21 protein-coding genes are annotated in these 19540 nt (G+C 70.3%); 4 read left to right on the top strand and 17 right to left on the bottom strand.

Annotated elements, in window-relative coordinates:
• Nucleotides 1-283: 283 nt before the first annotated feature.
• From acs to G4G93_RS08695, 6 genes are all read right to left on the bottom strand, one after another.
• On the bottom strand, nt 284-2233 hold the full coding sequence (gene acs, locus G4G93_RS08720; RefSeq protein WP_165083159.1) for an acetate--CoA ligase: 1950 nt from the start codon (nt 2231-2233) through the stop codon (nt 284-286).
• 156 nt (nt 2234-2389) lie between these two features.
• Nucleotides 2390-2650, bottom strand: coding sequence for a hypothetical protein (locus G4G93_RS08715; RefSeq protein WP_165083157.1), 261 nt, complete (start codon nt 2648-2650; stop codon nt 2390-2392).
• 345 nt (nt 2651-2995) lie between these two features.
• Nucleotides 2996-3475, bottom strand: a complete 480-nt coding sequence (locus tag G4G93_RS08710) for a nucleoside deaminase (RefSeq protein WP_165083155.1) — start codon at nt 3473-3475, stop codon at nt 2996-2998.
• Nucleotides 3476-3611: 136 nt separating this feature from the next.
• Nucleotides 3612-4502: a LysR family transcriptional regulator gene (locus G4G93_RS08705; protein ID WP_048434235.1), complete on the bottom strand. Its 891-nt coding sequence runs from the start codon at nt 4500-4502 to the stop codon at nt 3612-3614.
• A 110-nt stretch (nt 4503-4612) separates the two neighbouring features.
• On the bottom strand, nt 4613-5605 hold the full coding sequence (gene trxB, locus G4G93_RS08700) for a thioredoxin-disulfide reductase (RefSeq protein WP_165083153.1): 993 nt from the start codon (nt 5603-5605) through the stop codon (nt 4613-4615).
• A 31-nt stretch (nt 5606-5636) separates the two neighbouring features.
• Nucleotides 5637-6623, bottom strand: a complete 987-nt coding sequence (locus G4G93_RS08695) for a mitochondrial fission ELM1 family protein (protein WP_165083151.1) — start codon at nt 6621-6623, stop codon at nt 5637-5639.
• A gap of 107 nt (nt 6624-6730) precedes the next feature.
• On the opposite strand from G4G93_RS08695, the gene gltX reads away from it, so the two are divergent.
• A complete protein-coding gene (gltX, locus tag G4G93_RS08690) occupies nt 6731-8077 on the top strand; it encodes a glutamate--tRNA ligase (protein WP_165083149.1) in 1347 nt (448 codons plus the stop codon).
• A gap of 214 nt (nt 8078-8291) precedes the next feature.
• On the opposite strand, the gene G4G93_RS08685 is transcribed toward gltX, so the two are convergent.
• The 4 genes from G4G93_RS08685 to G4G93_RS08670 all read right to left on the bottom strand — a co-directional run bounded on the left by G4G93_RS08685 (nt 8292) and on the right by G4G93_RS08670 (nt 12223).
• Nucleotides 8292-9701: an amidase gene (locus G4G93_RS08685; protein WP_165083147.1), complete on the bottom strand. Its 1410-nt coding sequence runs from the start codon at nt 9699-9701 to the stop codon at nt 8292-8294.
• Between the two features lie 4 nt (nt 9702-9705).
• On the bottom strand, nt 9706-10053 hold the full coding sequence (locus G4G93_RS08680; protein WP_165083145.1) for a hypothetical protein: 348 nt from the start codon (nt 10051-10053) through the stop codon (nt 9706-9708).
• A 14-nt stretch (nt 10054-10067) separates the two neighbouring features.
• Nucleotides 10068-10634, bottom strand: coding sequence for a Uma2 family endonuclease (locus G4G93_RS08675; RefSeq protein ID WP_165083143.1), 567 nt, complete (start codon nt 10632-10634; stop codon nt 10068-10070).
• A 140-nt stretch (nt 10635-10774) separates the two neighbouring features.
• Entirely contained in the window at nt 10775-12223 is a 1449-nt protein-coding gene (locus tag G4G93_RS08670; protein ID WP_165083141.1) for a homospermidine synthase, read from the bottom strand.
• 338 nt (nt 12224-12561) lie between these two features.
• Here G4G93_RS08670 and G4G93_RS08665 point away from each other — a divergent pair, with 338 nt between their 5' ends.
• Nucleotides 12562-12774, top strand: a complete 213-nt coding sequence (locus G4G93_RS08665; RefSeq protein ID WP_165083139.1) for a hypothetical protein — start codon at nt 12562-12564, stop codon at nt 12772-12774.
• A 146-nt stretch (nt 12775-12920) separates the two neighbouring features.
• On the opposite strand, the gene proB is transcribed toward G4G93_RS08665, so the two are convergent.
• The 5 genes from proB to rplU form a co-directional block, all read right to left on the bottom strand.
• A complete protein-coding gene (gene proB, locus G4G93_RS08660; RefSeq protein ID WP_206289625.1) occupies nt 12921-14075 on the bottom strand; it encodes a glutamate 5-kinase in 1155 nt (384 codons plus the stop codon).
• A gap of 409 nt (nt 14076-14484) precedes the next feature.
• Nucleotides 14485-15513 carry a GTPase ObgE gene (gene obgE, locus G4G93_RS08655; RefSeq protein ID WP_165083137.1) on the bottom strand — a complete coding sequence of 343 codons (1029 nt, stop codon included), beginning with the start codon at nt 15511-15513 and terminating at the stop codon, nt 14485-14487.
• Between the two features lie 66 nt (nt 15514-15579).
• A complete protein-coding gene (locus G4G93_RS08650) occupies nt 15580-16215 on the bottom strand; it encodes a GNAT family N-acetyltransferase (RefSeq protein ID WP_165083135.1) in 636 nt (211 codons plus the stop codon).
• A gap of 193 nt (nt 16216-16408) precedes the next feature.
• On the bottom strand, nt 16409-16690 hold the full coding sequence (gene rpmA, locus G4G93_RS08645; RefSeq protein WP_093571229.1) for a 50S ribosomal protein L27: 282 nt from the start codon (nt 16688-16690) through the stop codon (nt 16409-16411).
• 42 nt (nt 16691-16732) lie between these two features.
• Entirely contained in the window at nt 16733-17050 is a 318-nt protein-coding gene (gene rplU / locus G4G93_RS08640; protein WP_048436258.1) for a 50S ribosomal protein L21, read from the bottom strand.
• A 274-nt stretch (nt 17051-17324) separates the two neighbouring features.
• On the opposite strand from rplU, the gene G4G93_RS08635 reads away from it, so the two are divergent.
• Nucleotides 17325-17711 (top strand): DUF2267 domain-containing protein, encoded by a 387-nt coding sequence (locus G4G93_RS08635; RefSeq protein WP_165083132.1) that lies wholly within the window; start codon nt 17325-17327, stop codon nt 17709-17711.
• Nucleotides 17712-17878: 167 nt separating this feature from the next.
• Nucleotides 17879-18880 (top strand): GNAT family N-acetyltransferase, encoded by a 1002-nt coding sequence (locus tag G4G93_RS08630; RefSeq protein ID WP_165083130.1) that lies wholly within the window; start codon nt 17879-17881, stop codon nt 18878-18880.
• Between the two features lie 27 nt (nt 18881-18907).
• On the opposite strand, the gene G4G93_RS08625 is transcribed toward G4G93_RS08630, so the two are convergent.
• Both G4G93_RS08625 and G4G93_RS08620 read right to left on the bottom strand, forming a co-directional pair.
• The gene (locus G4G93_RS08625; RefSeq protein WP_165083128.1) at nt 18908-19207 is read right to left on the bottom strand and encodes a HigA family addiction module antitoxin; all 300 of its coding nucleotides are present in this window, start codon (nt 19205-19207) and stop codon (nt 18908-18910) included.
• Nucleotides 19208-19222: 15 nt separating this feature from the next.
• Nucleotides 19223-19507 carry a type II toxin-antitoxin system RelE/ParE family toxin gene (locus tag G4G93_RS08620; protein ID WP_165083126.1) on the bottom strand — a complete coding sequence of 95 codons (285 nt, stop codon included), beginning with the start codon at nt 19505-19507 and terminating at the stop codon, nt 19223-19225.
• Between the last annotated feature and the right edge of the window lie 33 nt (nt 19508-19540).

Raw genomic sequence — 19540 nt, 5'->3', positions numbered from 1 at the left:
CCTGTGTTTCTCTTCTGTGACCGGACACGGCTCCGCCGCGCGCCGGGAACGGCACGGAACGATGAAGCCGGTGCGTCGGTCTATCTGATGCCTGTTCTCGTCAGGCTTGAGCTTGCGCCGACTGCGTTTATTGCGGCGCAATAATTCCGATGGTCCGATTCTATGACGAATGCCAGCGCAAAGGGACTGAAAATGCTTGCGATGCGACGAAGGTCTGATAACCGCGACCGTCTTGCGCGGGATTAAAAATGCCGGGGCCTCGATCGGGGCCCCGGCGCGACGATCATTTGGTGCGGTTCTGCCGGTTCTCGATCAGGTCGTCGACCACCGCCGGCTCGGCCAGGGTCGAGGTATCGCCGAGCGAGGAGAACTCGTCCTCGGCGATCTTGCGCAGGATGCGGCGCATGATCTTGCCGGAGCGGGTCTTGGGCAGGCCGGGGGCGAACTGGATCAGGTCGGGCGAGGCGATCGGCCCGATATCCTTGCGCACCCAGGCGACCAGCTCCTTGCGCAAGCCGTCGGTGGGTTCCTCGCCCTGCATCAAGGTGACGTAGGCGTAGATGCCCTGGCCCTTGATGTCGTGAGGATAGCCGACCACCGCGGCCTCCGAGACCTTCGGGTGCGCCACCAGCGAGGATTCGACCTCCGCCGTGCCCATCCGGTGGCCCGAGACGTTGATGACGTCGTCGACCCGGCCGGTGATCCAGTAATAGCCGTCCGCGTCGCGCCGGCAGCCGTCGCCGGAGAAGTAGCGGCCCGGGAAGGTCGAGAAGTAGGTCTGCACGAAGCGCTCGTGGTCGCCCCACACCGTGCGCATCTGGCCCGGCCACGAATCGTCGATGCAGAGGTTGCCCTCGCAGGCACCCTCCTGGACCACGTTGTCGCCGTCCACGACCACCGGCTTGACGCCGAAGAACGGCAGGGTCGCCGAGCCGGGCTTGAGCGGGGTGGCGCCGGGCAGCGGGGTGATGAGGATGCCGCCGGTCTCGGTCTGCCACCAGGTGTCGACGATCGGGCAGCGCTCGTCGCCGACGACCCGGTAGTACCATTCCCAGGCCTCCGGGTTGATCGGCTCGCCGACCGAGCCGAGCACCCGCAAGGACTGGCGCGAGGTCCTCTTCACCGGCTCCTCGCCGGCGCCCATCAGCGAGCGGATCGCGGTCGGGGCGGTGTAGAAGATGTTGACCTTGTGCTTGTCGACGACGTCCCAGAACCGCGAGATCGACGGATAGGTCGGGATGCCCTCGAACATCAGGGTGGTGGCGCCGTTCGCCAGCGGCCCGTACAGGATGTAGGAGTGGCCGGTGACCCAGCCGACATCGGCAGTGCACCAGTAGATGTCGCCCTCGTGGTAGTCGAAGACGTATTGGTGCGTCATCGACGCGTAGACGAGGTAGCCACCGGTGGTGTGGACGACGCCCTTCGGCTGGCCGGTCGAGCCCGAGGTGTAGAGCAGGAACAGCGGGTGCTCGGCCTCGACATGCGCGACCGGGCATTCGTCGGTGACCTGGGCGGCGGCGGCATCGTAGTAGACGTCGCGGACCGGATCCATCTCGACGGCGCCGCCGGTGCGGCGCACCACAATCACGTGGTCGACGCTGTCGGCGGGAAGGCGCTGGATCGCCGCGTCGACATTGGCCTTCAGCGGCACCTTGCGGCCGCCGCGCAGGCCCTCGTCGGCGGTGATGACGAGCTTCGAGTCGCAGCCCTGGATGCGGCCGGCGAGCGAATCCGGCGAGAAGCCGCCGAACACCACCGAGTGGATCGCGCCGAGCCGGGCGCAGGCCAGCATCGCGAAGGCGGCCTCGGGGATCATCGGCAGGTAGATGGTGACCCGGTCGCCCTTGGAGACGCCGCGGTTGCGCAGGACGTTGGCCATCCGGCACACTTCCGCGTGCAGCTCGCGATAGGTGATGTGGCGCGATTCCGACGGATCGTCGCCCTCCCAGATGATCGCGACCTGATCGCCGCGGGTGTCGAGGTGACGGTCGATGCAATTGTAGGCGGCGTTGGTGACGCCGTCGGAGAACCACTTGATCGAGACGTCGCCGGGGCCGAACGTCGTCTCCTTCACCTTGGCATAGGGCGTGAACCAGTCGATCCGCTTGCCGTGCTCGCGCCAGAACGCCTCCGGATCGCGGATCGACGCCTCGTACCAGGACTGGTACGTCGCCTCGTCGATATGCGCCCGCGCGCGCGCATCCTGGCTGACCTCGATGACCCGCTGGTTCATGGCGCTCTCCCTCGCATGGTTCACCCGGTCGCGGGCGCGGCGCCCGGGCTGGTTGCGGCCGGTGTAATGGGGCGTCGACTGCGCTCGCAACCGATCATTCCGTCTAATGCAGACTGGATTAATTCGCCCGACCATCCGTATGGGGTTGTGTCCGTGCTAGTCGGTGCAACCCGTGCAGATGCCGGTCTCGATCGCGCGCTGGATCGCGCGATCCCGCTCCTGCAACTCCGGCGTGAGGCCCGCATCCGGGCCGAGGGCCGCGCCCGGCGGCTTGGTCTGGCCGACGCCGGTGGTGTCGCGGGTGGCCAGCGACCCGGTGCTGCCCGGATCCCGCCCGGGCGGCTCGCCCTGCGCGAGGAGCGGGGCCGGGGCGAGGGCCGCGGCGAGGAGGACGGCAAGATGGGGCGCGCGACGCATGGAGACCTCCTTCCATGATCCGGGTCGCGGCCCGGATCGATGTCCCAGGTGCCTGACACGGCAACGTGCGGCGAAGGCTCCGGTTTCGGGGCTTTCCGGATCCCCGGCGCATCCGAAATCCTCCGTTGTCATCCTGGGGCTCGTTGAAGGCGAGAGTCGGGATGACGCGGAGCGTTGTCGCAGGCCGAGCCGTCTTGACTTGCCGGACGATGGCTGGAGCACGGCCCGATTGCCTTGCACTCGGGCCGTGCTCTAGGTCTTTTGACTTTGGCGCATCTTCTGAGGCGAACCGATTTCCACGTCGCCGGAAAATGCTCTAAGCCGTCGTCGCCCGGACGCCTGCCCTCAATACGGCACCCGGTCGGCCTTGGCCTCGTAGCGCTCCCAGACCTCGATCGCCTCGGCCCGCATGATCTGGCGGATCGGGATCTTGCGCTGGTCGGCCGGCTTGCGGATCTCCTCGTAGATCATGCTGTCGTCGAAATTGCCGTGGCGGAGCGCATCCTCGTTGGTCGAGGCGTAGAAGATCCGCGAGATGCCGGCCCAGTAGGCGGCGGCCATGCACATCGGGCAGGGTTCCGCCGATGTGTAGAGGGTGGCGCCCGGCAGCTTGAAGTTGCCGTCCTTCCGGCAGGCGTCGCGGATCGCCGCCATCTCGGCGTGCCAGGTCGGATCGTTCTCGGCGACGACCCGGTTCGCGCCCTCGCCGATGATCTGCCCGTCGCGCACGATCACCGCCCCGAAGGCGCCGCCGGCGCTCTCGACGAGGGCGGTGTGCTCCGACAGCGCGATGGCGCGTGCCATGAAGGTCTCGTCGTCGGTCATCGGGGCTCCTCGTCACCTGACCTTGGGCTAGCTTGGGCAGCATGGCGCCGGCGGGCGGAAAGGCAAGCGGGGAGGGGCCGGTGCGCGCCGGCTTCGCCCGGAGGATGCCGGACTCGTCGCGCGAGCCGAGCCCGCCTCAATAGGTCCAGCGCTGCGCCTTCGCGACGAGGAAGTCCCGGAAGGCCTGGACCCGGGCGACCGTCCGCATCTCCTCGGCATAGACGAGGTAGCTCTCGAGGTTCGGCATCTCGTAGTCGCGCAGCACCTGGACCAGCTGCTCGTTCCCGTCCGCCACGTAATCCGGCAGGATACCGATGCCGGCGCCGGTCTCGACCGCGAGCTGGAGCGCCGAGATGTTGTTGACCGTGAAGTGGATGGTGCGGTGCTCGCGCCCCTCGCGGCCGACGGTGGCGAGCCAGTGGGTTGCCATCAGGTAGGAGGGTTGATCGCCGCCGAACGAGACGAGGCGGTGCTTGTCGAGGTCGTCGATGGTCTTCGGCTCGCCGAACCGCTTGATGTATTCGAGCGAGGCGAAGACGTGGTAATGCACGGTGAACAGCCGGCGCTGGATCAGGTCCGGCTGGGCCGGCCGGCGCAGGCGAATCGCCACGTCGGCCTCGCGCATGGCGAGGTCCAGCTCCTCGTTGGTCAGGATCAGCTCGACGCGCACGTCCGGGTGCAGGTCGAGGAACTCGGCCACCCGCTGCGACAGCCAGGCAGTGCCCAAGCCCACCGTCGTCGTCACCTTGAGGTCGCCCGAGGGACGCTCGCTGGTCTCGACGAGGCGCGCCCGGGTGGTCTCCAGCCGCATCTTCATGTCCCGGGCGGCCCGGAACAGCAGGTCGCCCTGCTCGGTCAGGATCAGCCCGCGGGCGTGGCGGTGGAACAGCGGCGCCTTCAGCTCGCGCTCCAGCGCGCTGATCTGGCGGCTGACGGCCGACTGGCTGAGCCCGATGTCGTCGCCCGCCTTGGTGAAGCTGCCGGCTTCGGCGACGTTGAGGAAAATCCGGATCTTGTCCCAGTCCACGGCCGTCAAACCCCTCGCCAGAGCCCCGGCCGGCCAGGAGGACCGGTGAGTTCAGAGCGAACGCCACAAGGCCGGGGCCGGGGCTCATCCCCGGCCCCGGTACAACCCGTCTACTCGGCCGCGGCCTGGCGCGGCTTCTCGCCGATCGCCAGGTTGGCCAGGTACTTCTCCGCCTCCAGGGCGGCCATGCAGCCCATTCCGGCGGCGGTGATCGCCTGCCGGTAGACGTCGTCGGTCACGTCGCCCGCCGCGAACACCCCGGGGATCGCCGTCATGGCGGTGCCGGGCTGAACCTCCAGGTAGCCGCCGGCCCGGAAGGGCAACTGCCCCTCGAACACAGCCGTGGCCGGCTGGTGGCCGATGGCGACGAACACGCCGTCGGCCTTGCGCTCGGTGATCGCGCCGGTCGTCGTGTCGCGCAGGCGGACATGGGTGACCGACGGGGCCGGTTTGTCGCGGCCGCAGATCTCCTCGACCGCATGGTTCCACACCACCTCGACGTTCGGATGCTTGAACAGGCGCTCCTGCAGGATGCGCTCGGCCCGGAACGTGTCGCGGCGGTGGACCACCGTGACCTTGGAGGCGAGGTTGGCGAGGTAGAGCGCCTCCTCGACCGCGGTGTTGCCGCCGCCGACCACCACGACCTCCTTGCCCCGGAAGAAGAAGCCGTCGCAGGTGGCGCAGGCCGAGACGCCGAAGCCCTGGAACTTCGCCTCGGAGGGCAGGCCGAGCCACTTCGCCTGGGCGCCGGTGGCGATGATCAGCGCGTCGCAGGTGAAGACCGCACCCGAATCCGCCTCGAGCCGGAACGGCCGCTGCGCGAGGTCGACCTTGGCGATGTATTCCGAGACGATCCGGGTGCCGACATGCTCGGCCTGGAGCCGCATCTGCTCCATCAGCCACGGGCCCTGGATGGCCTCGGCGAAGCCCGGGTAGTTCTCGACGTCGGTGGTGATCATCAGCTGGCCGCCGGGCTGGAAGCCCGAGATCAGCAGCGGCTCGACCATGGCGCGGGCGGCGTAGATCGCGGCGGTGTACCCGGCGGGGCCGGAGCCGACGATCACGAGCTTCTCGTGCTGGGGAGCCTGCTTGGTGGTGGACATAAGGGTCTCCGGGGCTGCCGCCGGTGAGGCTCTAACGAGTCTTGCGGCGGGCGAGCGCGTCGCGATGCCCGATATAGGCATTCGCCACAGCCTGCGCGATCGCGAGTGTCATGTCTAAGGGCTTGGGGCGCAACGCTTCAACCCGTCCGGCGAAAGGATGCACAGTTCCGTGGCTTTTCAAGGCCGCGAAGAGCGGGCGATGGCGGGAATAGAGGTTCTGCGGCTCGAACAGCAGCACCGGAACGCCGGCGGCGCAGGCCTCCGTCACCATGTTGGCCGAATCGGCCGTCGCTACGACGGTGTCGGCGAGCGCCAGGAGAGCGAGGTAGGGGTTCTCGCCGCTGCCGTCCCAGAAGAAGCCGCCGCGGCGCCGGGCCAGATCCGCGAGCGCCGCCCGCAGGGGCTCGGGCGTGCGCCGGGACGCGGTGATCATCAGGCTCGCCTCGCCCGACAGCCGTTCCAGCCCGGCGAGCAGGCGCCGCCCATCCTCGTCCGGGAATCGCCCGTGCCGGCTGTCGCCGCCGACCAGCACCGCGGCGCGGGGGCGGGGGAGGGCGGAGAGGCGCGGGTCGGGCTCGCGTCTCGCGGCGGCGAGGCGGGCCGGCGAGACCGGGTGCGGTCCGGCCTCGGTCACGATCACGTTGGCCCCGCGCAGGCGGTCGTGGGCCGGCACCCAGATCAGGTCGGCCGCCCGCCTCCCGATGCGGGGATCGCGCAGGAACACCGTGAAGGTCCGGGCCCCCGAGCGGCGCTTCACCGCGCGCAAAGCCGGCACCGCCCGGCGGCCGGTGGCGATGGCGAGGTCGGGCCAGGGCGGGACGAGCGCCCGCTCGCGCGGGTCGGCCGGGCCGCGGGGGGCGAACCAAGAGAAGGGCAGGCGCGGCGCGATCCTGCGCTCCTCCGCCGCAAGCCCCAGGGCCTCGGCGAGGCCGCGGCAGGGGGCGAGGTCGCCGGCCTTGCCGTCGGTTATCAGCCAGGCCGTGGTGCCGGCCGGCAGAAGGGGAGCGGAGGGGGCCACGGCCCCGCGATGCGGTGCCGGGGCAGGATCTGTCAAGGCTCGGGCGTCGAGGCTTGGAGCGTGCGCCCGATTGCGCGCCGCTCGGCCGATGCTCTACGAGGGCCGGCATGGCACCCGTCGTTCGCTTCGCTCCCTCGCCCACCGGCTTCCTCCATATCGGCAATGCCCGGCCGGCCCTGTTCAACGCGCTGTTCGCCCGGCGGGCGGGCGGGCAATTCTGGCTGCGCCTCGACGACACCGACACGGCGCGCTCGACGGCCGAGTTCGCCGCGGCGATCGAGGAGGATTTGGCCTGGCTCGGCATCGTCCCGGACGGGATGTTTCGCCAGTCGGAGCGCCTCGCGATCTACGACGCGGCGGCCGAGCGCCTGAAACAGGCGGGCCGGCTCTACCCGGCCTACGAGACGGCGGAAGAACTGGAGCGCCGCCGCCGGCGCCAGCTCGGCCGCGGCCTGCCGCCGGTCTACGACCGCGCCGCCCTGAAGCTGACGCCGGAGGAGCGCGCCGCCTTCGAGGCCGAGGGGCGCCGGCCGCATTGGCGCTTCCGCCTCGATCCCGGCACCGTGACCTGGGACGACCTCGTGCGCGGGCCGTGCCACGTCGAGGCCGACAGCTTGTCCGACCCGGTGCTGATCCGGGAGGACGGCAGCTACCTCTACACCCTTCCTTCCGTGGTCGACGACGCCGAGACCGGCGTGACCCACGTGATCCGCGGCGAGGACCACGTCACCAACACCGCGGTCCAGATCCAGATCTTCTCGGCCCTCGGCGCGACCGTGCCGGTCTTCGCGCACCACAACCTGCTCACCACGGCGAGCGGCGAAGGCCTGTCGAAGCGCCTCGGCCACCTCTCCCTGCGGGGCCTGCGCGCGTCCGGCTACGAGCCGATGGCCGTGGCGGCGCTCGCGGTGCTCACCGGCTCGGCCGAGGCGGTGCGGCCGGTCTCCGACCTCGACGAACTGGCCGCCCTCGTCGACCTCGCCCACGTCTCGCGGGCGCCGGCGAAGTTCGACGAGCACGAGCTCGACGGGCTCAACGCCCGGGTCGTGCATGGCCTGCCCTACGCGGCGGTGGCGGAGCGGCTGACCGCCCTCGGCGTCGCGCCGGAGCGCGGAGAGGCGTTCTGGGAGGTGGTGCGGGCGAACCTGACCCGGGTGTCGGATGCCGCCGAGTGGTGGCGGGTGGTGCAGGGCCCGGTGACGCCGGTGACCGGCGAGACGCCGGATCTCCTCGCGGTCGCCCGCCAGGCGATGCCGCCGGAGCCCTGGGACGCCACGACGTGGAAGCGCGTGACGGAGGCGGTGCGCACCGCGACCGGCCTCAAGGGCAAGGCATTGTTCCTGCCCCTGCGCCTCGCCCTGACCGGCCTCGACCACGGCCCGGACCTCGCCGGCCTGCTGCCGCTGATCGGGCGGGAGAAGGCGCTGGCGCGGTTGAAGGGGGAGACGGCCTGACAAGCGGCGCGTCCGTTCAAGACAGGCACCGTTCCCGTTCCCACGCGGCAGGGCCATGCGGGGGAGAAGCAAAGGCGCGGGTCCTCTCCTCTTCCCGACGGATTCCGGGGAAGCCCGGGATCTGCGCGAGACGGACGAAGTCGGGCAAGCCCGGCTTCTCACGGGGAGAGGGGGAAGCCCGTGCCTCGCCTGAAGGGCGGCAGGAGGATCCGGCCTATCCCGTCACCGGCCACGCCTTCAGCGCCGGCCGGATCCGCTCGAAGGCGTGGGCCAGCCGTAGCACCCCGACATCGTCGAAGCGCCGGCCGGCGATCTGCAGGCCGACCGGCAGCCCATCCGGCGTGAACCCCGCCGGGACCGAGACCGCAGGCTGCTCCGACATGTTGAACGGCACCGTGTAGGCGATGTGGGCCATCGCCCGGGCCGGGTCGTTGGTCGGGGAGGCGTGCTCGGCCGGGAAGGGCGGGTTCGGGGAGACCGGGCCGATCAGGAAGTCGAACGGACGGATCGCCGCGAGGCTCGCGTCGCGCATCGCCGCCATCTGGCTCATGCCGTGGAACACGGTCGCGCCGCTCAACGAGCGGCCGCCCGCCGCCCAGTCGCGGATGAAGGGCAGGACCCGGGCCCGGCGCGCCTCGTCCAGGGCCTCGATGTCGAGGGAGGCGCGCTGGCGCCAGAACAGGTCGAGCCCGTCGAGCATGGCTTGGCTGAGGAACGGCCCGACCGGCTCGATCACCGCGCCGGCCTCGGCGAGGAGCCGCGCGGCGTCCTCGACGACCGCGCGGTTCGCCGGATCGAGCGGGAGGCCGGCGCCGGCCTCCATCACCAGCCCGAGGCGCAGGCCCTTGAGGTCCAGCCCGTCGAGGTCGAGCCAGGGCAGGTCGGCCGGGGGCAGGGCGGTAGGGTCCCGCTCGTCCGGGCGGCTCAAGGTCCGCATCATCAGCGCCGCATCGCCGACGGTGCGGGCGAGCGGCCCGGCGCAGCGGCCGTAATAGGGCGGATCGAGCGGCACCCGGCCGTGGCTCGGCTTCAGGCCGACGACCCCGCACCACGAGGCCGGCAGCCGGATCGAGCCGCCGATATCGGTGCCGAGATGCAGCGGGCCGTAGCCCGCGGCGGCGGCGGCACCCGAGCCGGCCGAGGAGCCGCCGGGCCCCTTGGTCGGATCCCAGGGGTTGCGGGTGAGGGGATGGAAGCTCGACAGACCCGAGGACAGCATGCCGTAATCCGGCATGGTGGTGTGGGCGAGGATCACCGCGCCGTCCTCGCGCAGGCGGGCGGTGGCCGGCGCGTCGTGCGGGCTCGGGGGCGCGTCGTCCCGGGCGGCGGTGCCGAGCGGCATCGGCACGCCCCGCGTCGCGATGTTCTCCTTGATGGTGACCGGCACCCCGTCGAGGGGCAGGGCCTCGCCCCTCATCCACCGCGCCTCGGAGGCGCGGGCGGCGGCCAAGGCCGTCTCGGGCGCGAAGGCGTAGAGGGCGTGCAGGCGCGGCTCGGCGGCCTCGGCCCGGGCGATCACCGCTTGCGTCACCGCCACCGGCGAGAGGACGCGGCCGGCATAGAGGCGCAGGAGCTCGGTGGCGGGCAGGTCGGCCGGGTTCGCGGCGGAGGGCTCGGGCGCCATCGCGTCAGCGCGCCTCGGGCGTCTTGTCGGGGCGCCCGGCCAGGGCGATGTAGAAGCCGAGCCCGTCCTGGGACGGCAGGGTCTGGAGGCGGTCGACCCAGCCGCGGCGCTTGGCGTCGAGGAGCTGGCGGCCGACCGGCTGGAACAGGGTCTCGCCGCCGCCGGGCACCGGCGCGTCGAGGCGCACCGCCACGGTCTTGCCCTTGGCGAAGCGGCTGCGCTCCAGCATGTCGGCGAGGGAGGCCTCGGCCTTGGCCCGGGGGGCACCGCGCAGGTCGAGCACCGATTCGGCGTCGGTCACCCCGAGGGTGCCGCGCAGCTTGTTGGCGTAGAATTCGTCGAAATGGGGCAAGGGCGGCTCGGGCGTCAGAGGGGAAGGCCGTGATACAGGGCGGCGACGGGGATCTCCCCGCCGAGATCCGGAAGTGGGATGACGTCGTCGCGGCCGAGGACGCGCAGGGACCAGCTCGGACCGTTCCCTCGCGACCAAACCTCCACGCGGACTTCGTCCTGGTAGACGATCAGGTAGGTGCGCAGGGTCTGGAGTCCCTGGTAGAACTCGGCTTTGCGACCCCGGTCGTTGTTCATGGTCGAGGGCGACAGCACCTCGGCGACGATCAGCGGGTCACGGGCATAGCCGTCGGAAAGAAGTGGACCGCAGCGGACGATGATGTCGGGGATCGGCGCAAAGTCGTCGACGAAGTCGTTGCGCACGGCCATTCCGGCCAAAGCCCGACAGCCTAGCTTATCGGCCAGCGCCCCCAGCTGACGCCCCAGATTCATGGAGATCTGGTTATGGCGCTCGCTGGCCGGCGCCATCAGCACCGCCTCGCCGTCGAGAAGCTCCCAGCGCTCCTCGTCCGGGCGGTCGCGGATCATCTCGATGAAATCGGCGACCCGCATCCGCGGGGCGCGCCGCAGCGCGAGCGACATGACGGCTCCCTGTCACCGCCACGATGGTAGCACCGGGCGGGGACGGGCGACAGCCTGCGGCAGCGCGGCACCGCGCCCGAACAAGGGGCGCGATGCCGCGTCGCGATGGGCGTTTACGCCCCGTACCGTCGATGGGCGGTTTAAGAGCCGTGCACTAGCACGTTGCGGAACTGCCAGGGATCGCTCTCGTCGATGTCCTCCGGGAACAGCCCGGGGCGGCCGGAGAGCGGGGTCCAGTCGGTGTAGACCCCGATCACCGGACCGAGATACGGGGTCTGCACCTCGAGGCAGCGGCGGAAATCGACCTCGTCGGCCTCGACGATGCCGGCCTCCGGGTTCTCGAGCGCCCAGACCATGCCGGCGAGCACGGCGGAGGTCACCTGGAGGCCGGTGGCGTTCTGGTAGGGGGCGATGCGGCGGGTCTCCTCGATGGAGAGCTGCGAGCCGTACCAGTAGGCGTTCTTGCCGTGGCCGTAGAGCAGCACGCCGAGCTCGTCGATGCCGTCGACGATCTCGTTCTCGTCGAGGATGTGGTGCTTCTCCTGCACCTTGCCGGCCTGGCCCCACATCTCGTGCAGCGACAGCACCGCCTCGTTGCAGGGATGGTAGGCGTAGTGGCAGGTCGGCCGGTAGACCGCCTTCCCGTCCTGGCGCACGGTGTAGTAGTCGGCGATCGAGATCGCCTCGTTGTGGGTGACGAGGAAGCCGAACTGCGCCTGCGCGGTCGGGGTCCAGGAGCGCACGCGGGTGTCGGCGCCGGGCTGGAGCAGGTAGATCGCCGGGGCGTCGTTGGGCAGCGTGCGGCCGTTCTCCGGCATCCAGGTCTCGTGGGTGCCCCAGCCGAGTTCGGCCGGCTGGTTGCCCTCGGAGACGAAGCCCTCGACCGACCAGGTGTTGACGAAGACGCCCTGCGGCTTCTCCGACTTGGCGCGCTGGGTGTCGCGCTCGGCGATGTGGATGCCCTTGACGCCGGTCTCGCGCATCAGCGCGGCCCAGTCCTCGCGGGACTTCGGCTCGGGGGTCTTGAGGCCGAGATCGGCCGCGACGTTGAGGAGCGCCTGCTTGACGAACCACGACACCATGCCGGGATTGGCGCCGCAGCACGACACCGCGGTCGGGCCGCCGGGCTTGCGGCGGCGGGCATCGAGCACCTGCTCGCGAAGCGCGTAGTTGGTCCGGTCGGCGGGGCCGGCATTCTTGTCGAAGTAGAAGCCCGGCCACGGCTCGGCGACGGTGTCGATGTAGAGCGCACCGATCTCGCGGCACAGCTCCATGATGTCCCGCGACGAGGTATCGACCGAGAGGTTGACGCAGAAACCCTGGCCGCCGCCCTCGGTGAGGAGCGGGGTGAGAACCTCCCGGTAGTTGTCCTTGGTCAGCGCCACCTGCTCGAAGCGCAGGCCGTGCTTGTCGGCGAGCGCCTTATGGGCGTCCGACGGCTCCACCACGGTGAACCGGGCCTTGTCGTAGGTGAAGTGGCGCTCGATCAGGGGCAGGGTGCCCCGGCCGATCGAGCCGAAGCCGATCATCACGATCGGGCCGCTGATGCGGCCGTGGACGGGCCAGTCGGTCGTGGCGCTGTCGGTCATGGCGCTCAAGGTCTCCGGATTGTCGCTAACGGTGGGCCCCGCCCGCAGGAGAACGTTCCCCGGGCCGGTCGGCTCGCCTAGCAGGCCAGCATGACGCGCGGGCGACGGGGGCAGGCGAGGGGTGATTGACGCGTCGGGTCGGCGGGGTCAACCCCGGTCAACCCTTTGGTCCGCAACGTGCAAGCGTAACTGCCGGGTTAACGCGGCCGCCGGACGCGGCATGTCGGATTCGCATGACGCCGCTGCAACCGCTGCGCTTGTGTGCAGCGCGGTAGCGACCATATTGCGTTGCAACAAGAACACCGGAAACGCCCGCGCGCACTCTTCAGGAGATCCCCATGCTCGCGGTCATCACCCACTCTCTCATTTCCCCGGTCGAGGAGCGCTCCGACATGGAGCCCGGCATCCTCACCCTCGTCAGCCGCATCGTCCACGCGGTCCACGCCGCCAACCAGCGCCGCCAGGAGCAGCGCATCGGCGAGTTCGTGGAGACCCGCGGCGGCCGCATCACCGACGACCTCGAGCGCCAGATCGGCCAGTACTTCTGCTGATCGCGCCGCCCCGGTCCGCCGGGGTGACGCCGACGATGGTTCCATCACGCAGGCGCCGGGGGCGAAACCGCCCCTCTGGCGCCTTCTTGGTATTTGGGGTGTTCGGCGGCGTTTGATCGGCGGTGAGCCCGGACGATCCCAGCCCCTCAATCCCCCACCACCGCCAGATCGTCCCGGTGCACCATGGCCGCCCGGCCCGGATAGCCCAGCACCGCCTCGATCTCCCGGCTCGACCGGCCGAGGATGCGCGCCGCATCCTCGCTGTCATAGGCGACGAGGCCGCGGGCGAGCACCGTCCCGTCCTCGGACCGGATCGTCACCGCGTCGCCGCGGCTGAAGCTGCCCTCGACCCGCCTGACGCCGACCGGCAGCAGGCTCGCCCCGCCCTGGAGCGCACGCGCCGCGCCGGCATCGATCGTCAGGGTGCCGCGGGGCTCCAGGGAACCGGCGATCCACGTCTTGCGGGCGGCGCCGGGTGTCGAGCCGGCGAGGAACCACGAGCAGCGCGCGCCCGACGCCACGGCCTTCAGCGGGTTCTTCACCCGGCCGTCGGCGATCATCATCTGGGTGCCGCCCGAAATCGCGATCTTGGCCGCTTCGACCTTGGTGCGCATGCCGCCGCGGGACAGTTCCGAGGCGGGTCCTCCCGCCATCGCGTCGATCTCCGGGGTGATCCGGGCGATCACCGGCAGGTGCTCGGCGGTCGGGTCGCTCGCCGGCGGCGCGGTGTAGAGCCCGTCGATGTCGGAGAAGAGCACCAGCAGGTCGGCGCCGATCATCGTGGCGACCCGGGCGGCGAGGCGGTCGTTGTCGCCGTAGCGGATCTCCGAGGTCGCGACGGTGTCGTTCTCGTTGACGACCGGGACGGCGCGCTCCTCGAGGAGCTTCAGGGTGGTGGCGCGCGCGTTGAGGTAGCGCCGGCGAGACTCGGTGTCCTGCGGCGTCACCAGGATCTGGCCGGCGACGATGCCGTGATGGGCGAGCGCCTCCGACCAGTGCCGGGCGAGCGCGATCTGCCCCACCGCCGCCGCGGCCTGGCTCTCCTCCAGGCGCAAGGGCCCCGGGCCGAAATTCAGCACCGTGCGCCCGAGCGCGATCGAGCCGGAGGAGACCACCAGCACGTCGACGCCGCGCCCGTGCAGGTCGGCGATGTCCTCGGCTAGCGCCGCCAGCCAGGCATGGCGCAGCCGCCCCCGCGCCCGGTCGACGAGGAGCGCCGAGCCGACCTTGAGCACGACGCGGCGGAACTGGTCGAGGGTGGGGGGCACGACCGGGGGCTCGCTGAGGGCGGAAGCAGTCATGCTGAACGTCGTGTCCTTGCTAGCGGGAAGCCGCGCGAGCTGAGCCATAGGACGGCCCCCCCCGCGAAGGCGAGGCCGCCCGGTCCCTTGATCGTCAGCGCAGATCCGGATCGTCGTAGGGGTCACCCTGATCCTCGCTCGCCTCCGGAGGCAGCGCGGCTCTTGCCGACGCAGCGCGGGCCAATGCCCGAGCGATGAAGTCCGGTGGATCGGCAGCTCTGCCCGCCGGCGGCTGGTCACGTGGGGGCATCGTGGCCTCGAAGGCCCGGAGAGCCTGGAGAACCACGTCCTCCGGTGTCGCTCCGCTCCGGGCGGCCTGACGAAGGACGATGGCGATCGTGCCCGGGTCAGTAATGACCAGTCTTTCAGCCACGATAGATCCTCGTCGTTGAGTGCCTTGCCTGGCGCCTCAAGGCTGCCAGGCCGCCCGCTCCACCGGCGCCTCGGCCGCGGCCGCATCCATCCGCGCCATCAGGGCGCGCAGGGCCTCCGTCACGCCCTGGCGGGTCGCCGAGGACAGGACGAGGGGCCTCCGGCCGCTCTCGGCCTCGAGGCGTTCGAGCTGGAGCGCCAGGGTCTCGGGGTCGAGGGTGTCGGCCTTCGACAGCGCCACCACCTCGGGCTTCTCCTCCAGGCCGTGGCCATAGGCCTCGAGTTCGGTGCGCACCAGCCGGTAGGCGGCGCCGGCATCCTCGCTGGTGCCCTCGACGAGGTGGAGCAGCACCCGGCAGCGCTCGACATGGGCCAGGAACTTGTCGCCGAGGCCGACGCCTTCATGCGCCCCCTCGATCAGGCCCGGGATGTCGGCGAGCACGAATTCGCGGGTATCGACCCGCACCACGCCGAGGCCCGGATGCAGGGTGGTGAAGGGGTAGTCGGCGATCTTGGGCTTCGCCGCGGTGACGGTCGCGAGGAAGGTCGACTTGCCGGCATTCGGCAGCCCGACGAGGCCGGCATCCGCAATGAGCTTAAGGCGCAGCCAGATCCATTGCTCCTGGCCCTCCAGGCCCGGATTGGCGTGGCGCGGCGCGCGGTTGGTCGAGGTGGTGAAGTAGGCGTTGCCGAAGCCGCCATTGCCGCCCTTGGCGAGCCGCACCCGCTGGCCGACCGTCGTCATGTCGGCGAGCAGGGTCTCGCGGTCCTCGGACAGGATCTCGGTGCCGGCCGGCACCTTGAGGATCACGTCCTCGCCCTTGCCCCCGGCTCGGTTGCGGCCCGAGCCGTGCTCGCCCTTGCGGGCCTTGAAATGCTGCTGATAGCGGTAGTCGATCAGGGTGTTCAGCCCCTCGACGCACTCGATCCAGACATCGCCGCCGCGGCCGCCGTCGCCGCCGTCGGGCCCGCCGAACTCGATGAACTTCTCCCGCCGGAACGAGACGCAGCCGGCGCCGCCGTCTCCCGAGCGGACGTAGACCTTGGCCTCGTCGAGGAACTTCACGGGACAACACTCCAGTATAGAACGAGGGCGGCCGGGGAGGGCCCCGGCCGCCGCAAGGATATCAGATCAGGCGACGACCCGGCATTCCGGCCGGTCGTGACGCTCGAAGACGAGCCCGGCGGCGTGCCAGGTCTTCAGGCTGTCCCAGGCCCGCCGGTCGAGCCGGAAGCGGTCGACCGGGAAGACGCCGCCGCGCGCCGGGAAGGCCTGGAGGCCGGAGCCGACCGAGGCGAAGCCGCACTTCTCCAGGACCCGCCGCGAGGCCGGGTTCACCACCCGGGCCGACGAGGCGAGCTCGCTCCCCTCCGTATAGGCGAAGAAGGCGTCGATCATCGCCCGTGCGGCTTCCGTGGCGAGGCCCTGGCCCCAGTGCGGGGTGCCGAGCCAGTAGCCGAGATGCGGGGCGCCGCCGTCCGGATCGGGCTCGATGCCGACGACGCCGATCGCCTGGGTCGGGTGCCGCCGCGGCGTGATCGCCATGACGAGCGCCCGACCATCCGCATTGGCCTGCCGCGACGCGAGGATGAAATTGTCCACGGTCGGCGGATCGAGCGGATGCGGAATCCGGGCGGTCATCCCGGCTACGGCTTTCTCACCGGCGAAGCGGACGAGGGCTTGCGCGTCGGCCTGGCGGGCCCAGCGCAGCCACAGCCTCCGGGTCTCGAGCCGGAAGACATCGTCGCGGGTGAGGTCGGGAAACATCGCCTGACTCCGATCCGAACCCAGAGCCTCCCGCTCGGGCGCGGTTACGAGAACGACGAAAGGGAAGGTGGTGCCCCACCTTCCCTTCGGGTCTCGCTCGGAGCTCGGCCGTTTTACGGGCCTAAGGTGAGCAGGAGTCGCCGGGTCGGTGTGGGGACACCGGCGGAGCTCCCTCGTCACTGGCTCCGTCGGATTACTCTGCGGCCTCCAGGGCCGGGGCGGCGTCGTTGGCGACGACCGTTACGAAGGCGCGGCCTCGTTTCGTAATGAATTGCACCTTGCCGGCGGTGAGGGCGAACAGGGTGTGGTCGGTGCCCATGCCGACGTTGACGCCGGGATGCCACTTGGTGCCGCGCTGACGCACGATGATGTTGCCGGCGATGACGGCCTCGCTGCCGAACTTCTTCACGCCGAGACGACGACCGGCCGAATCGCGACCGTTGCGGGACGAACCGCCTGCCTTCTTGTGAGCCATGGGGCTAACTCCTGAATTCTGGAAAAGGGGCTCGCGGCCAGCTTACGCGGCGCTGATGCCCGTGACGCGGACCACGGTGAGGTCCTGGCGGTGACCGCGCTTGCGGCGCGAGTTCTGGCGGCGGCGCTTCTTGAAGGCGATGACCTTCGGGCCGCGGGCCTGCTTCACGATCTCGCCGGCGACGCTGACGCCCGACACCAGCGGGGCGCCGACCTGGGTCGCGCCGGCGCCGTCGGTGAACAGCAGCACTTCGCCGAAGGTGACGGCGGTGCCGGCCTCGCCCTCGAGCTTCTCGATCGTGATGACGTCGTTGGCGGCGACGCGGTACTGCTTGCCGCCGGTCTTGATCACTGCGAACATCGTTCTCGTCCGTGTTCCATCCGGCCTCCGGCGCTGCGCCGGGGTCGTCTTTTTGACAGTTGACGTTCGGGAGCCCGGGAGGACTGCCGCGAACGCGACGGCGCGCGGGCCGTTCAGCCCGCGCGCCAGATGTCACCGTTACGGGTGCGGGCGCAGTCTGTCAACGCCGTCGCCCCCGGTTTTCCGGCCGTGCCTTGATTTCGCGGCGACCTTCGCCGAAGACCGCCCGGCGTGCCGGCCGGCCGGTCGCACGCGAGAGGTGCGGGAGACCACGATGGAAGAGCTTGTTGCCCGGGTGACGCAGGCCACGGGACTGGACGCGACCACGGCCCAGACGGCGATCGGCCACATCCTGGCCTTCCTGCAGAAGGAGGGCCCGGCCACGGAGGTCAACCAGCTCATCGCCGCGATGCCGGGCGCCGAGACGGCGATCGCCCAGGCGGGAGCCGGCGAGGGCGGCGGCGGCCTGATGGGCATGCTCGGCGGGATGATGGGCGGCGGCGTGATGGCGCTCGGCCAGAAGCTGATGTCGGCTGGCGTGCCGATGAACCAGATGCAGCCGCTCGGCCGCGAGCTGTTCGCCTATGGCCGCGAGAAGGCCGGCGAGGACGTGATGGGCCCGATCGTCGGCTCGATCCCGGGTCTGAGCCAGTTCGTCTGATTCGCCGGCGGGCGGGGCATCGTGCCCCGCCAACTCGTTGAAGGGCCTTGTAAACCCCTGTCATATTCCCGTACTGCCTTCGTGGTGTCTTGTCGGCACGCGGGGCGGTCGCGGCGACCGCGTCGACGGGCGCCGGATCGGTCGGCGCCGCACGGGATGCCTCGACCATGGTTCCGTTCCTCACCCGCGGCCCTGCCGGCGACGGCCGCGATGCTCCGCCCGGCATTCCCCTGACCCGCCTCCTGGGCCGGGCCGCGGAAGGCGGCATCCACCTCAAGGGATTCGGCCAGAAGGGGTTTGGCCCATCCTCGCGGCTGTTCCCGCGCCTCAGGCACTTCGAGACTCCCGGCCTCGACCCGGTGCTCGGCCGCATCGGCTCGCTCGAGGTGCGCCTCGCGACGACGCCGAAGGAGGTCAAGCGGGCCCAGCGCCTGCGCTACCGCGTCTTCTACGAGGAGATGGCGGCGATCCCGACCGGCATGGCCCTGCTCAAGCGCCGCGACGCCGACGAGTACGACGCGGTCTGCGACCACCTCCTGGTGATCGACCACGCCGCGCGGGAAGCCAAGCCCTTCCGCAAGCCCAAGCCCCGGGTCGTCGGCACCTACCGCCTCCTGCGTCAGGAGCAGGCCGACCGGAACTTCGGGTTCTACACCGCCGGCGAATACGATCTCGGCCCGGTCCTCGACGCCAATGCCGGCAAGCGGGTGCTGGAGCTCGGCCGCTCCTGCGTGCTCAAGCCCTACCGAACCAAGCGCACCGTCGAGCTGCTCTGGCACGGCATCTGGACCTACGTGCTCCATCACCGCATCGACGCGATGCTCGGCTGCGCCAGCCTGGAAGGCACCGATCCCGACCGCCTCGCGCTCCCCTTGAGCTTCCTGCATCACTTCGCCCGCGCCCCCGAGGGCTGGCGCGCCCGGGCGCTGCCCGGCCGCCACGTCGCCATGGACCGCCTGAGCCGCGAGGCAATCGACCCGAAGGCCGCCCTCCAGGCCCTGCCGCCGCTGATCAAGGGGTATCTTCGGGTCGGCGCCACCTTCGGCGACGGCGCGGTGGTCGATCGCCAGTTCGGCACGACCGACGTGTTCGTGGTGCTGCCCGTGGAGGCCATCGCCAAGCGGTATATCGGGCATTTCGGCGCGGAGGCGGGGCGGCACGCGGCGTGAGCCGCCATGCCTCGCCGCTATGGATCATCAGGCTGAGGCAGCCTCGGGTATCTCTCGCGGCGTGATCTTGGACAGGTCGATCGCGGCCTGTGCGTTCGCAAGGTCGTAGGCTGCCTGCAGGTTGATCCAGAATTGCGCCGTGGTGCCGAAGTACCGGCCCAGCCTGAGTGCCGTATCAGCCGTGACGCCCCGGCGCTCACGGACGATATCGCTGATCCGATTGTGCGGCACGTCGAGCGCGTCCGCGAGCTGCCTTGCACTGAGTTTTAGAGGCTTGAGATATTCCTCAAGAAGATACTCTCCAGGATGGGTGCGCATTCGAGGCATGATACTTCTCTTCAATCAATGATGATAGTCGACGATCTCGACATCATGGGGGCCATGCTCCGTCCAGCGAAAGCACAGCCTCCATTGATCGTTGATGCGAATGCTGTGTTGCCCCGCGCGATTGCCTCTCAACGTCTCCAGCCTGTTTCCAGGTGGGCTGCGCAGATCGTCGAGCGCGAGTGCCGAGTCCAAGGCGTCGAGCTTACGTAGCGCGATCCGCTCGAAGCTGCGCCATGATGGATGACAAAGGCCATCCTCATGAAGCGCACGGGTTCGTCTATCTGCAAAGCTCTGTATCACGGCATGTCGGTATGTAGTGCGTAACGCATACCA

Source organism: Methylobacterium sp. DB0501, from assembly GCF_011043735.1.
Lineage (GTDB): Bacteria > Pseudomonadota > Alphaproteobacteria > Rhizobiales > Beijerinckiaceae > Methylobacterium > Methylobacterium alsaeris.
Note: the sequence above shows the minus strand (reverse complement) of the source record. Positions and strands in the feature narration are given on the sequence as shown.

Bases quoted from the DNA above. Each gene is read 5' to 3' on its own strand.
- acs (WP_165083159.1), bottom strand. From the start codon at position 2,233: ATGAACCAGCGGGTCATCGAGGTCAGCCAGGATGCGCGCGCGCGGGCG.
- G4G93_RS08715 (WP_165083157.1), bottom strand. From the start codon at position 2,650: ATGCGTCGCGCGCCCCATCTTGCCGTCCTCCTCGCCGCGGCCCTCGCC.
- G4G93_RS08710 (WP_165083155.1), bottom strand. From the start codon at position 3,475: ATGACCGACGACGAGACCTTCATGGCACGCGCCATCGCGCTGTCGGAG.
- trxB (WP_165083153.1), bottom strand. From the start codon at position 5,605: ATGTCCACCACCAAGCAGGCTCCCCAGCACGAGAAGCTCGTGATCGTC.
- gltX (WP_165083149.1), top strand. From the start codon at position 6,731: ATGGCACCCGTCGTTCGCTTCGCTCCCTCGCCCACCGGCTTCCTCCAT.
- G4G93_RS08685 (WP_165083147.1), bottom strand. From the start codon at position 9,701: ATGGCGCCCGAGCCCTCCGCCGCGAACCCGGCCGACCTGCCCGCCACC.
- G4G93_RS08675 (WP_165083143.1), bottom strand. From the start codon at position 10,634: ATGTCGCTCGCGCTGCGGCGCGCCCCGCGGATGCGGGTCGCCGATTTC.
- G4G93_RS08670 (WP_165083141.1), bottom strand. From the start codon at position 12,223: ATGACCGACAGCGCCACGACCGACTGGCCCGTCCACGGCCGCATCAGC.
- G4G93_RS08665 (WP_165083139.1), top strand. From the start codon at position 12,562: ATGCTCGCGGTCATCACCCACTCTCTCATTTCCCCGGTCGAGGAGCGC.
- proB (WP_206289625.1), bottom strand. From the start codon at position 14,075: ATGACTGCTTCCGCCCTCAGCGAGCCCCCGGTCGTGCCCCCCACCCTC.
- G4G93_RS08650 (WP_165083135.1), bottom strand. From the start codon at position 16,215: ATGTTTCCCGACCTCACCCGCGACGATGTCTTCCGGCTCGAGACCCGG.
- rpmA (WP_093571229.1), bottom strand. From the start codon at position 16,690: ATGGCTCACAAGAAGGCAGGCGGTTCGTCCCGCAACGGTCGCGATTCG.
- rplU (WP_048436258.1), bottom strand. From the start codon at position 17,050: ATGTTCGCAGTGATCAAGACCGGCGGCAAGCAGTACCGCGTCGCCGCC.
- G4G93_RS08635 (WP_165083132.1), top strand. From the start codon at position 17,325: ATGGAAGAGCTTGTTGCCCGGGTGACGCAGGCCACGGGACTGGACGCG.
- G4G93_RS08630 (WP_165083130.1), top strand. From the start codon at position 17,879: ATGGTTCCGTTCCTCACCCGCGGCCCTGCCGGCGACGGCCGCGATGCT.
- G4G93_RS08625 (WP_165083128.1), bottom strand. From the start codon at position 19,207: ATGCCTCGAATGCGCACCCATCCTGGAGAGTATCTTCTTGAGGAATAT.